Genomic DNA, 13335 nt, shown 5'->3' with positions numbered 1-13335 from the left:
ATATAATTTTACAGCATTGGAATAAGACTACTCTAGAGTATAAAGTTCGGATTCTACTATTGAAGCTCTACGTAAATATGTAAGAAGGCCTATATCCATAGGTCCTGTACGAATCAGCAATCTACGCGGTGGCAGCTCCCCACTCAACGCAAAAAAACCCGCATTTCAGCTCAATGCTGATGCGCGGGCTTTTCGAAAAATAATCAATCTGAACACCTAACCTGTTGTTGTATTAACGGAAGGAACCCGGATCTGGATAAGTCGGCTGTGGGGGCAAGCCCATCTGCGGCTCCCCTGCCCCAGCGGCCTCCATTTGTTGCATTTTCCTCGTATACTCCAATACATTCTTGTTCACCACATAGGTGCGAGCGATCATATCATGAATCGTCTGCTTGTGCTGTGTGAAGCCCGCCATTATGTACCCGACTCCCAGCGTTACCCCTGTAACCAGCCGACTCCAGTAGCGAACACTGGCCTGGCCAAAGCTCAGCGGATTCATCCCTTCATCCACAACTACGATCCCCAGCGCCATTTTCCCTACGGTTCCTTGAACCTTAGACGACTCCATCAAAGCGTAATAGAGCCATACACCTAAGCTTAATGAAATGACAGCAAGAAAACGGAGCATCATACTAAAAAAAACCAGGAGCGCACTTACAGCTCCGGGGTCTTCACCATCAATAGCAATAGCTAGCCCCACAGGTATAATCGACAGCGGAATAAGTATAATTGAAATAATTGTGCCAATTATAGCACCAGCAGAACCAATAATAAAAGAATCAATAACATAAGCTCCTAGTCGTTTCCAAAAACCTGCATGCATTGCTCGTACCTCCAGCATTCAATGATGTAGTCGTGTTATCAGTATAGCGCCATAGCACCGTAAAAGAGCTCCATTAGTCCAGATGCTCCGAGCCTCTAGGAGATGCTTCCATTGGTGAAGATGCTTCCAGTTGCTTGGCATACGCCAATACATTCTTGTTCACTACGTACGTATGAGCGATCAGATCATGAAGCGCCTGCTTACGCGTAGTGAAGCCTGCCATAATGTATCCGATCCCTAAGGTAAGTAAAGACACGAACTGACTCCAGAAGCGGGCGCTGGCTTGGCCAAAGCTAACTGGCTTCATTTCTGCATCCACCACCACGATACCCAAGGCCATTTTCCCTACGGTCCCCTGCACCTTGGACGACTCCATCAGGACATAATACAGCCATACCGAGGCGACATTCGCCACAGAGGATAGTAAAATAAGCATGACCATCATAAAGACGCCAATCATATCAGACTCTGTTGATCCTAGCTTTTCTAATGATGCAACAATAAGGCCTATCATCCCTAGAAACAAAGGGCTCAGGACAAGCATGAATCCTAACACCGCCACAGTGCCTCCAAAATATATGATGATGAAGTCTATCACATAGGCTCCTAGCCGTTTCCAAAATCCTGCGTACATTTCAAATACCTCCAGCATTCAATACGGGCCACTGTTCTGTACAACCACATGAAAAACGCTTCAAACACCTTCACCTTGATGTCAGGTCCATACCGACTTACTGGCGAAATCTGTCACATTGACTAATATAGTAGAAATAGCACAAAAAGAAAAGGTAGCTTTATCCAATCGTCTGGAATCAAGCTACCCTTGCCTATAGATTATTTGTCATGCTCCGCGTACACGAATGCAGCCACAATCTTACGAATTCTACCATAATTGACTTAATATCTTCTTAAAGTGATGGAAGGTGAAGCTGGCTCCGGTTGGGGAGACAGCGAAGAACCTCCCATATATAATGCACCCATCTGTGCAGCTTCCAATTGCTTCATCATTACGTTCTTGTCCACAACATGTGTATGAGATATCCGATCATGAATCGTCTGTTTGTCGTTCGTGAAAGCTGCCATAATATATCCGACCCCTAAGGTTAGCACTGTAACGATTCGACTCCAAAAGCGGACGCTGACTTGACCAAAGCTTGGCTGCTTCATCTCTTCATTCACGACCACGATACCCAATACCTTTTTCCCAACGGTGCCCTGCACCTTGGATGACTCCATCAAAGCATAGTAGAGCCATATCGGGGACACCACCACGGTCAATATCCTGAGCATGCCAGTCCATTTTGTCAAATAAAAAATAAACGTAATACTTCCTAGCGCTCTCATCACTTGAAATATAAGCATCTGAATTCCATATGATAACAAAATTGCAGTAGCCATTACTAAATAAAAAATAGCAATAACGATTATAACATCAACACAAGATGCAGCTAATCTTTTTCAAAAACTTGCATGCATTTCATTCTTCCTCCCGCTTCTAACCATTACTTATCACACTATTCGTCTTGCAACTGCAATTATAAATCGCGAGAATCCACTGGTGGAATATTCCAAAATCAATATAGTGTATTTATTATAAAAAGAACAGGCACCATTTTCCATAATATCGGAATTAATGGTGCCTTTACCTGTAGATCCATCTGCATACAATTGCGTTGCATGTACTAAGCAGAGAATCATATTGATGGTTATTATTTTACTATGCAGCTCAGGGCTAGAATTGGTCATGTAAGCTCAGGGCTAACATTTGGCATGGTCGGAGCTATGATTTATACTCAGCTTAATGTTCATACTAGGCAATGCTTATCATTATCCCTGCTTAACAGAAGCTACAGCGTGCTCCTCTTCAATCTCGTAGCGGTAGCATAGCACCTGATGTCCATTATTAAGGAAGCTGTAGAACTCATCCTTCACAAAGCCAAACTTCTCGTATAGACCAATGGCCTGGACCATCCGCTCACCTGTATATAGATATACATAGGGCTGCTTCCACACGTGGGAGGAATGTACGCACTGCTGAAGTAAGGCACGAGCTACACCATGTCCCCTCCAGTCAGGATGCACGGCAAGCAGGCGGATGAATGGATAAGGGATCGGTGACTCGAATCCTTCGTAAGCTTTCGCTGCCGTCTCAAATAGCTGGACGGTTCCAATGATGCGATCCTCGATTTTGGCCACCCACAGCTCCTTGATCTCTGGATTATGGACCGATTCTCTGATCTCTTTGAGATATTGCTCCCATGCCTCTTTCTGCTCATATGTCTCCTGATACTGCATATAACCTGCAACGAGTACATCGATAACAGCCGGATAATCCTCCTTCAGTGCAGGCTCAATGACTAAAGTGGTTGTCATCTCTCTTCCTCCTCTCACTTTTACCAAGTTCACCTATGTAAATTATAAAGATTATATCATAAGGCCTATAACATATCTCATTCAATAAATCTATCATCCATTCAGAATATTCAATAAGATGCATGGGCAAGGCTGCTATATATGTCTTATACTTACGCGCCTTATACTTACGTGTCTTATGCATACACATCTTCTACATACGTGTTTTCTACATCCGAGTCCTACATCGCACGTATCACATATACTGCAAGTATCAATTATGGTCATCCATAGTAGTCCATTGATATTCGATATGTAGTGACTATGCGTTCATGTGTAGTTCATGTGTAGTTCATGTGTAGTTTACGGGTGGTCCATGCGCCTACCCTGCTACGACAAACGGCCTCGCCCACGACACGGACGAAGCCATTTGAAACAGCTACAGGTACTTATATCTCTGCTACTGATACTGCTATTGCATTATTAGTTGGAGACTTTCAGCTTGATGGTTACACATACCCGAGGCTCATCATTAGAGATTCCATCCTGAATCAACACTTCACGCTCTTCCTCAACCACTTGCCATTGCCGCTGAAGCATAGCCTGGAGCGTGTCAAGCTCTTGCGGATGAAGCCACAGCTGCCGCAGGGAGTTCTCATCCTGAATATAGTCTCGTTCTGCCTTCCGCCCAAAGCGAAAATCAAGCAATCGTTTGACACCATTAATATGAAGGAATTTGAACTCGTAGCCCTCGTGTAGAGCTCGCTCCCAATCCTCTTTCAGCTCCTCCGCTGTCTGAAGACGTTCAAGCACATCCATTCCTGGCTCCTTCACCTTGGACAGCAAGGAATCCAGATTACGGCTACGAAGAGCAGCAACGATCACCTCCACCGGCTCGCCGCTAGACAGCATATTCTCCATCAGCAGCCCTACCGGAATAGAAAGACGTACACGCTCTGAATTGGATGAATGGTCTACACCGGTATCTATCTCGTTTGTCGTAGCAGCATTCGTTCCGCGATTACTAATATGATCACTATTACTTACTACACTATTCGGGTCGTCATTCAGATAGCGTGCGAACCAAGCATTGACATGGTTAAAATTATCTACGCGCAGCGATGGCTTGCCGCTCTTGAGCATCGAATGATTGCACCCTGGGAAGCGTACGAGTCTTGTCGTCCGGCCATGACGCTTGAGCGCCGTATAAAGCTCATCAGCCTGAGCAATCGGTGTACGCAGGTCTGCTTCACCGTGCAGTAGCAGTAGTGGAGTTCGGATATTTCGGACATGCGCCAATGGGGATCTGGACCAGAGCATCTCCAGGTCATCAATAGGATTACCCCCAACGACTCCCTCGACATAGGAAATACCAATGTCACTTGTACCATATAGCGTAATCCAGTTCGAAATGGACCGATGACTCACAGCCGCCCGGAATCGATTCGTCTGCGACACAATCCAGTTAGTCATGACTCCACCATAACTGCCGCCACCAACGCCCAACCGATCCGCATCCAGGAAGTGATAGCGCTCAAGGGCAGCATCGACGGCTTCCATCAAATCCCGATAATCGCCCCCGCATACATCTCCGCGACAGGCTCGTGCAAATTCCTGCCCGTAGCCCATGCTACCACGCGGATTCACCCACAGTACGGCATAGCCTTGAGCCGCCAGTGTCTGTAATTCATGACTGAACGTTCCCGTGTACATCGCATGTGGACCACCATGAATCTGCAAGACTAATGGAACCTTCCCGTGTATCCCGGCATTTTCAGATGTCGCTACTGCCTCAGTTGGCTGCTCCGGCCACATGATCCAGCCCTGAATGGTCAAGCCATCCGTGGCTGTGAAGCTAAAGCGTTCTGGAGTAATGACCTCCAATTCGGCAAAATAATCATCATTCAGCCGTGTCAGTCGCTCTACTTTACCTGAATGCAGGTCTGTCCGGTAGAGCTCCGCAGGCAGCTTGTCTGTCAGTGCAGCTGTGATCAGTTGCGTCCCGTCCGGTGATAGGGTGTATTGGTAAATATCCTTCTCCCCGGACCCGGTTACAGAACGAACAACTCCATCCCTATCAATACGATAAATGTCGACAGTTCCTTCATGGGTCCCCGGTACATAGACGGCAAGGTCCTTACTTGCAGGATCCATCTGCGGTGCGCGGGAAGGCGCAGCAGACTTCATATCACTTAATGCCGCATTACCAAGCTGCATATCCAGTTCTGGTGCCAGCAGCTCCGGTCTGCCGCCAGCGACGGGCACAAGATATAGCCGCAGATGACTGCCGCTGCCGTAGAGTCGGTCACTTGCAAGCAGTGTCAGTTGCGTCCCGTCACCTGCATAGGCAATCTGCTCAATAAGCAGCTCGGATACGGTTATCTTGCGAGGCTGCTCCCCATCGAGGTTAGTCTCATAAATATCTGTAAAATACTGCAAATCCGCATCCAGTGTGGTGTCTTCCACTTGCTTCGACACGAAAGCGAGCTTGTAACTATCAGGTGACCAGACTGGCGCAGTTGCATTCCAGGCTCCATAGGTAAGCCGTTTTACTTCACCGCTCTCAAGCTCACAGATGAACAAATGACTGTATTTTCCATCCCACCAGCCACTCCCCTCGGCTCTTGGCGTAGTACGATCGTATACCTTACCCAGCAGCTGACCTGTTCCGGTTTTTGGCGAATCAGGCTGTACAGCTCCATTATGAACAGTCTCTTGCTGGTTGGATTGACTCAGCTCGGATGGAATCGAATGGGATTCGCTTGGACTGGACTGACCTGGAACGGACGGGCTCTGAGCAGATTCAACATGAGCAGCACCTGTCTCCGCAGTCACTGCCGGACCTGAGCCGACCTTACGTGTGAAAGCCAGATACTTTCCGTCAGGAGACCATATGAATTGCTGAATGTTATGGTCTGGTGTAATCAGTAATGTCGGTTCAGTGGTGCTGAGTCCCTCTGATGCATCTACTGTCAGGGTCCACAGACCTTTTCCTCCTGCTTCCGTCCGTAGAAAAGCAAGTCTCGTACCATCAGGCGACCAGGCAGGGGAAGAATCCTTTCCGCCTTCAGTCAACGGTTGATCATGACCCTTCGCATCAATGAGACGAATATTCGTCGCGTAGGCATTATTCTCTCTGTCCACCGTCTGCTCGATATAGGCAATACTGCCGTCTGCAGCAACTGTCGGCTGGCTTGGCCAACGATAGCCGTAGAGATCCTCCGGCATGATGGGGCGCTTCTTCATTCCTGCCACTCCTTCCTGTTATCGCATCTTTTATTCTTTGACCATACGCGGGTCAAGCAGATCACGCAGCCAATCACCCAGGAAAATAACCCCCAGCACCGTTACCGTAATAGCGATACCTGGAAAGGTTGCCACCCACCAGCTTGTAGCTACGTATTGCCGACCATCGCTAAGCATACCACCCCAGGATACATCCGGAGGCTTGATACCAAGGCCAAGAAAGCTGAGTGAGGCTTCCATAATGATGGTCGTCGCCACGTTCATTCCAGAGATGACAATGAAGGAAGACAGGATGTTCGGCATAATATGCCGCAAGATCAGCCGAAAGTTATTCGCTCCCATGGCCTTTGCCGCGAGAACATAGTCCAGCTCCTTAACGCCAAGCACTTCACTGCGCACGATCCGTGTATACGACACCCAGTTCGTTACACCGATGACAAAGATGAGTGTCGTAATGCCCGGTCCGACGATCGCCATGACTACCAGCATGAACAAAATCGTCGGAATAGCCAGAAAAGCATCGCCGACACGCATAATCAAGGCATCCAGCCATCTTCCATAAAAGCCGGATAGCAGCCCCAGCACAGCCCCGATTGCACCGGAGACAAGTACGGCACCAACTCCGACGATTAGCGATACTCTGGCTCCATATACAATTCGGCTCCACATATCCCGTCCGAGATTATCTGTGCCTAGCCAATGCTCTGCAGAGCCGCCATCCAGCCAGGCTGGAGGCTTGAGCCGATTCAAGGGATCTACTGCGGCCGGATCGTATTGGGTCAGCAGCGGAGCGAACAGGGCCATCAGCGTGACCACAAATACCAGACATGCTCCCAGCATCCCCGTCTTGCTCGACCACAGCTGCTTCCAGACACTATACCCCCGTACAGGCTGGCGGGCTACAGGAGCTTCCGGCAGCGAGGTTAGGCGGGTAAATTCATTAGCTGCCATCGTACTCCACCTTTCTCTAGTTGAATTTGATCCGTGGATCCAGCAAGCGATAGATCACATCGGTCAAAATATTCGTCAGAACAACAATCAGGGCAATCACAAAGACTGCGGCCTGTACGATCGCCATATCATGCGTGTTCACTGCGACGACCAGCAGCTGTCCGAGACCGGGCCAAGAGAATACAGTCTCCGTAATCAGCGTCCCGCCAATTAAGCTTGTGAATTGCAGACTGATAATGGTAACCAGTGGAACTAGTCCATTGCGAAAGGCATGTCTCATGATAATCACGAAGCTCGACAGCCCCTTGCTCCGGGCCATACGGATATAATCCTGATTCAGAATTTCGAGCATGCTGGACCGTAGAAGTCGCGTCATCTGAGCAGCCAATCCGAATCCAAGCGTGAACGCGGGCAAAATCAGATGAGATACACCACCCCTCCCAGATACAGGCAAGACGCCCCACATGACGGAAAGCAATAAAATCAGCATAATCCCGACCCAGAAATTCGGCATCGCCTTACCGATGACCGACAGTGTAGAAATCAACAAATCCGTATAGGTGTTGCGCTTGACGGCTGAGATAATGCCTAGCGGAATTGCCATGATCACCGCTAGCACCATCGCCGCCGCCGCAAGCTCAAAGCTGGCTGGCAGACGCTCCAGCACCAGGCGAAGAGCAGGCTCACCATAACGGAAGGATTGCCCGAAGTCCCCCTGCAGGGCATCTCCTAGAAATTTGACATACTGCACATGCAGCGGCTGATCCAGCCCCAGCGCCTGGGTAAGCACCGCCCGATCCTCAGCCGTAGCTGTCTCTGGCAGCATCAAGGCAACCGGATCACCTGTTACCCTCACCAGCACGAAGACGATCAGGGATACGATCAGCAGAACCGGAATGACCTGTAGCAGTGATTTTACAATATATCTCCCCAAAGACCGGTTCACCTCCTATCCTCATAAGAAAAAAAGGAACGGCCGGAACAGGAATGTCCCGGTTCCAGCCATTCATGCAATTGTAATGTCAGCCATTATTGTGCAGGTGTGATCTCGTCCGCATAGAACATTTCATCCACACGCGGCTGGTAGTTCACTTTGGAGTTCGTACCGTACACACCTTCCATTTGGTACAAGTAGACTGCTGGACGCTCTTCGGAGAAAATTTGTTGTACTTGCTGGTACTCTTTCTCACGAGCAGCAGGGTCCATATTCACCAGTGCGGATTGCAGCAGCTTCTCTACCTCAGGGTTGTTGTAATCCGACTCACCCTTCGCTTCCTCCAGCATATAACGGTTGTAGTTATTGGAAGCATCGAACAGGGAGTTACCGATTCCGATCATGAAGATCTCCTTGAAGGACTTGGAGCTGTAACGCTCACTGAAAGCACTTGGTTCCAATACATCCAGATTGATCTTGAAGCCAACCTGCTCCAGCATAGCTGCTACAACCTCGGCTTGCTCCTTATATACCGTAGATACAGAGATCGTCATCTCAGCTTGTCCTTCGGCATAGCCTGCTTCCTTCAGCAACGCACGTGCTTTGTCCTGATCATACTGTGTTGTCTTGTAGAGCGAAGGGTCCGCTCCGAAGTTACCTGGTGTCACGGAAGTACGGGTCACAATACCTGCTCCACCAGCAATGCTGTCTACCAGGCCTTGCTTGTCGATCGCCAGTTCAATGGCTTCTCGTACTTTAGGATCTGCTGTAATGCTTCCTTCGGTCTGGCGGAAGATCAGCTGCAGCACGCGCTGGATTGGCGCTTTGACAATCTTCTTATCTGCTTCGGCTTCAATGCGAGCTACGTCGGTGGACGGAATGCCCGCCGCTACGTCTACGCCGCCTGCCAGCAATTCAGATACACGAGTGGATGCTTCAGGAATGACACGGAAGACTACACTATCCCATTTAGGCGCATCGCCAAAGTAATTCTCATTCTTCACCAGCTCGACACGGTCATCCTTGTTCCATTTGCTGAACTTGTATGGGCCTGTACCCACTGGCTGCTTCAGAAATTCGTCCATACCTTTTTCTTCAATATATTTAGCTGGCAAAATGCCTGCGCCCATCTTGGACAGACGGTTCAGCATGATCGGGTCCGGTCCGTCTGTGATGATATCTACGGTGTACTCATCTACAGCCTTGACCTCAACGATATTTTTGAAGTAGCTGTTCTGCTTCAAAGCGCTGTCCTTGGCTACACGCTCAATTGTGAATTTCACGTCTGCGGAAGTGAACGGATCACCATTGTGGAAGGTTACGCCTTGACGCAGCTTGAAGCGCCATGTAGTATCATCCACTTGCTCCCAGGATTCAGCAAGCCCCGGTACCTTCTTCTGCTCGCTGTCGTTCTTCACCAAATAATCAAAAACGTTAACCAGTACCGCTTCACTACCTGTGTTGTTATTGTTGTGCGGATCGAAGCTCTCAATGTCCGTTGAGGTAGCAATCGTCAGCGTCTTGCTTGTCTCGCTACTGCCCGAATCCGTCGCTGCTGAATCTGTAGCAGGGCTTGTCGTTTGACCGCCGCAAGCGCTCAGGACGACCACCAATGCCAATACTGTTAACCATAAGCTTGCCCATTGTCTCTTTTTCATTTTGCACGCTCCTTCTGAGGTGTGGTATGTCTTGCCAAAAACTCTAGTGCAACAGCTGACAACAGGCCGACGCCGTAAGGCATAACCGATTCGTCAAGATCGAACATGGGATGATGAAGCGGATAACGAGTTCGTTCCTCATCATTGCCGGAACCAAGACGGAAGAACACGCCCGGAATCTGTTCTCCATAAAAGGCAAAATCCTCACCGCCAGTAGACGGCTTGATACTGCTCCAGCCCTTGGCCCAGTCCAGACCGTTGATCGTGTCTGTAAGGAAATCCACCATTCCGTCATCATTGACGACAGGCGGGTAGCCATCCCCATAGACAACCTCGTGTCCTGCTCCAAATGAAGCACAGACACCGCTGACTACCTGCTCAATCAGCTCAGGCATCTTCGCACGTAGCCCTGGTGACAGGGTACGTACCGTACCGATCATCTCGACCTCTGGAGCAATGGCTGTCCCCATGTAACCCCCGGTAATCTTGCCGATGGTCACAACGACAGGCTCCAGCGGATCTACCATACGACTGGCGACATTTTGCAGCGCTGTAATGACCTGAGCCGATACGGCTATCGCATCAATCCCTTCATGCGGACGTGCAGCATGTCCTCCTTTGCCAAATATCCGGATAACCAAGGGATCTGCCGAGGCAAAGGCCACTCCTTTGGTTACACCAACGGTACCTGTATCCATGCCCGGTGTCACATGCAGACCCGCAATCGCATCGACCTGCGGATTCTGTAGAGCACCATCCTGAATCATGGCACGCGCACCGGCCAGACCTTCCTCTGCTGGTTGGAATATGAACTTAATGTTGCCGGATTTCGGTCTACCCAATCCCGTGAGCAGCTCAGCTGCACCCATCAGCATGGAGGTATGGGCATCGTGCCCGCACAAATGCGCTTTGCCCTCCGTTTGGGAACTGTACGCAGCCGCTTTCTGATCCTGGATCGGCAGCGCGTCCATATCAGCCCGTAGGGCAATCGTCGGTCCGTCACTCTCTCCTCGTAGCAGTCCGACAACCCCTGTCTGTCCTACATTACGGGTCACTTCCAGCCCGAGACGCTCCAAATGCTCAGCGACGATAGCCGAGGTTCGCAGCTCCTCATATCCGATCTCCGGATGCTGGTGGAAATCTCTTCGCCATGTCGTAAGGCGTGACTGGAGTGACTGCCCAAGCTCCAACAATTGCGTATGTACCATTTAGTGTTCCTCTCCTTCCTGAGATTCCTTGGCGATCAACCTCGCATAGATTGCTTCTGCCGAGAACTTGATATGGTTCTTCATTCGCTCCCGAGACCGCTCAGGGTCATGCGCCTTCAGCGCTTCAAGAATTTCCGAATGCACCCCATAATTGATCGAACGAATCTGCTCATTGTAAGGCATCAAGTCGAGTGCAGGATTGATCTGGGTACGGATCTGGCGAACCGCTGATTCCAGATAGGAATTGCCTGAGGCTTTTGCAATCGTAAGATGGAACTTGACATCGAGCGCTCGGAACCACTCGCGGGTGCAGTCTGGTTCGATGCTCTGCTGGATGTAATCCTCCAGCTGTTGCAGATCGCCTGCGGTGATCCGCTCAGCGGCCAGAAAAGCGCCCTCAGGCTCCACGATGGTTCTATATTCGAACACCTGGAGCATGTGCTCCCAATCCCTCTTTATCTCAGCGATCGTCCGCCTATGGGCATTGCCGGTAATCGGCAGGACGAAGGTACCGCCCTTGGCTCCAACCCGCTTCTCGATGAGCCCTTTCGCCTCCAGCACAGCCAGTGCTTCCCGAACCGTGATGCGGCTTGCATTGAATATCTCCGCCAGCTCACGTTCGGATGGAAGCTGCTCCTCACTCATGATCTCCTTGAGAATGATCGCTTCCTCCAGTTGCTCTCGAATGAATTCACTCACCTTGATGGAGGATACTTTCTCAAATTGGAATGGCAGCTGGTTAAGCATGTAAACACTCCGATCGTATAATGTCTAGACCTTATACCATTAGGCTTATACTCATAATATAATTCCGACTAAACTTATATGCAATAGTTTTTTTGTATATTTTTTTGATTATTTTATTGAATAGCATGTATAACTACGATTATCTTGCTCTTCCTCAATTAACTTCTTCCTTCACAGCAGGCCTGGATAGCAGCCCCTGCTGCTTCACCTGCTCCAATGCCTGCTCGAGATCAGCCACGATATCCATAGGGTCCTCCAAGCCGACGGACAAGCGAATCAGACCATCCGTGATGCCGAACTTCTGCCGCTCCTCCTGCGGAATCGAGCAATGCGTCATACTTGCCGGATGCTGCACGAGCGTCTCCGGATCACCTAGACTGAAGGAGATCATTGCCAGCTCCAGACTGTTCATGAAGCACTTCGCTGCCTCCATTCCTCCAGCGACTTCAAAGGATACGATACCTCCCATGTCATCCATCTGGGACCTAGCCAGCTCATGCTGTGGATGGCTTGGTAGTCCAGGGTAATGCAGCGCGGTGATTCCCGGATGCGAATCCAGAAATTCCGCTACGATGCGGGCATTCGCGCAATGGGTACGCACACGTAGACCCAAGGTCTTGAGGCCCCTGAGAATCAGGAAGGACTCCCAGGCATTGAGGTTCTGACCAAGATCCCCAGCAATTCTTTTCCGTATAAAATCAATGACCTCTGCCCTACCTACAACAAAGCCTGCCACTACATCTCCATGACCGTTGAGATACTTGGTCGCACTGTGCACAACCACATCGGCTCCAAGCTCCAATGGGCGCTGCAGACATGGCGTCAGGAAGGTATTGTCCACAATGACTGGAATCCCCTTCCCACGGGCAAGATCCGCAATACTACGCAGATCCAGTACCGTTAGCAGCGGATTGGAAGGCGTCTCGACATAAATTGCTTTTGTATTAGGTCTGATAGAAGCTTCGATCAAAGCAATATCGGTACAATCTACGAAATCATAGCTGATCCCAAAGCGCGGCCCCATCTGTGTGACGAAGTTATAGGTCCCCCCATAGATGTCCTTGGTCACTACCACGTGATCTCCCTGCTGCAGAAAAGCAAGCAGAGCGGAAGAGATAGCAGCCATCCCACTGCTGAGACCAATGGCGTCCTCCCCCTTCTCCAGATACGCTATTTTCTCCTCCAGTGTACGGGTAGTAGGATTGCCATAGCGCCCATAGTAGGTTCCCTCGGCTTGTCCTGCAACTACAGCAGCAGCTGTATCCGTATCAGGAAAAGCATATGCTACAGCTGGCACAATAGGCTGGGATACCGCCCTGGTCCTGCCATCAGGTTGTTGCCCCACATGAACCGCTGCGGTATCGAATCTCCACTTTTTATCCATCTATAATCTCTCCATTTTCTGCATTTCTGTAT

Annotated in this window: 10 protein-coding genes and 1 pseudogene; all 11 read right to left on the bottom strand. The window is 49.7% G+C overall.

The features are described 5' to 3' along the window. Positions 1-232: 232 nt before the first annotated feature. Complete coding sequence (locus K331_RS29205) at positions 233-823, bottom strand: RDD family protein (protein WP_051289745.1); 591 nt, start codon at positions 821-823, stop codon at positions 233-235. Between the two features lie 73 nt (positions 824-896). After that, positions 897-1457, bottom strand: coding sequence for an RDD family protein (locus K331_RS29200; RefSeq protein ID WP_051289743.1), 561 nt, complete (start codon positions 1455-1457; stop codon positions 897-899). 263 nt (positions 1458-1720) lie between these two features. Then, positions 1721-2269, bottom strand: a pseudogene (locus K331_RS31425) (RDD family protein); the annotation flags it as partial. 381 nt (positions 2270-2650) lie between these two features. Then, positions 2651-3196 carry a GNAT family N-acetyltransferase gene (locus K331_RS0109385; RefSeq protein WP_028590101.1) on the bottom strand — a complete coding sequence of 182 codons (546 nt, stop codon included), beginning with the start codon at positions 3194-3196 and terminating at the stop codon, positions 2651-2653. Between the two features lie 462 nt (positions 3197-3658). Continuing rightward, the gene (locus K331_RS29190; protein ID WP_036634500.1) at positions 3659-6421 is read right to left on the bottom strand and encodes a S9 family peptidase; all 2763 of its coding nucleotides are present in this window, start codon (positions 6419-6421) and stop codon (positions 3659-3661) included. Between the two features lie 30 nt (positions 6422-6451). Next, positions 6452-7372: an ABC transporter permease gene (locus K331_RS0109370; RefSeq protein WP_028590099.1), complete on the bottom strand. Its 921-nt coding sequence runs from the start codon at positions 7370-7372 to the stop codon at positions 6452-6454. Between the two features lie 16 nt (positions 7373-7388). After that, positions 7389-8306 carry an ABC transporter permease gene (locus tag K331_RS0109365; protein WP_028590098.1) on the bottom strand — a complete coding sequence of 306 codons (918 nt, stop codon included), beginning with the start codon at positions 8304-8306 and terminating at the stop codon, positions 7389-7391. 95 nt (positions 8307-8401) lie between these two features. After that, on the bottom strand, positions 8402-9964 hold the full coding sequence (locus K331_RS0109360; protein ID WP_028590097.1) for an ABC transporter substrate-binding protein: 1563 nt from the start codon (positions 9962-9964) through the stop codon (positions 8402-8404). Next, positions 9961-11172 (bottom strand): M20 metallopeptidase family protein, encoded by a 1212-nt coding sequence (locus K331_RS0109355; RefSeq protein WP_028590096.1) that lies wholly within the window; start codon positions 11170-11172, stop codon positions 9961-9963. Before K331_RS0109355 ends, K331_RS0109360 begins: the two co-directional genes overlap by 4 nt. Further along, positions 11173-11919 (bottom strand): FadR/GntR family transcriptional regulator, encoded by a 747-nt coding sequence (locus tag K331_RS0109350; protein ID WP_028590095.1) that lies wholly within the window; start codon positions 11917-11919, stop codon positions 11173-11175. A 154-nt stretch (positions 11920-12073) separates the two neighbouring features. Then, the gene (locus K331_RS0109345; protein WP_028590094.1) at positions 12074-13303 is read right to left on the bottom strand and encodes a trans-sulfuration enzyme family protein; all 1230 of its coding nucleotides are present in this window, start codon (positions 13301-13303) and stop codon (positions 12074-12076) included. Between the last annotated feature and the right edge of the window lie 32 nt (positions 13304-13335).

The organism is Paenibacillus massiliensis subsp. panacisoli DSM 21345 (genome assembly GCF_000426545.1).
In the GTDB taxonomy this organism is placed as follows: Bacteria; Bacillota; Bacilli; order Paenibacillales; family Paenibacillaceae; genus Paenibacillus; species Paenibacillus panacisoli.
The sequence above is the reverse complement of the archived record's forward strand: the minus strand, read 5'-3'. Positions and strand labels throughout refer to the sequence as shown.